Source organism: Bacillus sp. LR_5 (assembly GCF_042709275.1).
Map to the genome: position 1 here is coordinate 1 of NZ_JAVAXX010000657.1, position 851 is coordinate 851.

Below are 851 nucleotides of genomic sequence, written 5' to 3' on the forward strand. Positions count from 1 at the left end.
CACTATTCATAATCTCCGTATGAGGGCCAATAATCGTATCTTCTCCGATTTGCACCTCACCTTTAATCACAGTTCCAGGGTAAATCACAGTATCGCTTCCGATAACAGCGTCAGGAGAAATATACGTATTCATCGGGTCAATCAACGTCACGCCATTTTGCATATGCCGTTTATTAATACGCTCTTTCATAAATTGTTCTGCCTGAGAAAGAGCAACTCTATCATTAACTCCGAGCGTTTCTTGGAAATTACCAGTCTGGTAAGCGGCAACAGTTTCGCCTTCATTTTTAAGAATCTCTATGACATCCGGCAAATAATACTCGCCTTGGGCATTATCATTAGACACCTGATCAATAGCCCGAAATAGCGCTTCATTGTCAAAACAATACGTACCGGTGTTGATCTCAGTTACAAGACGTTCTTCTTCAGAGGCGTCCTTATGCTCAACGATTTTTTGAACCGCTCCGTTTTCGCTGCGAATAATGCGGCCGTATCCGGTTGGATCTTCTGCAACCGCAGTTAAAATCGTAGCTTTCGCTTCTCTTTGTGTATGTTCTTTCAGCATCTGTTCCATCGTCTCTGCTGTCAAAAGCGGCGTATCTCCGCAAATGACAATCGTGACGCCTTTTTCGTCAGCAAGAAATGGCTGTGCCTGTTTTACAGCATGAGCAGTGCCAAGCTGTTCTGCTTGAAGCGCGTACTCGCTTTTATCACCAAGCTGCTTTTTCACTTCTTCCGCACCATGTCCGACAATCGTGACAAGCTTTGATAAAGATAATTTTAAGGCTTCGTCCACGACGTGCTCTACCATAGGCTTACCGCAAACTGGATGAAGGACTTTATAAAGCTTC

General features: G+C 44.1%; 1 protein-coding gene. It reads right to left on the reverse strand.

Annotated features, from left to right (window positions below; genetic code table 11):
* On the reverse strand, positions 1 to 851 hold an 851-nt coding region (locus RAC86_RS39305; protein ID WP_377887023.1), incomplete at both ends, for a sugar phosphate nucleotidyltransferase.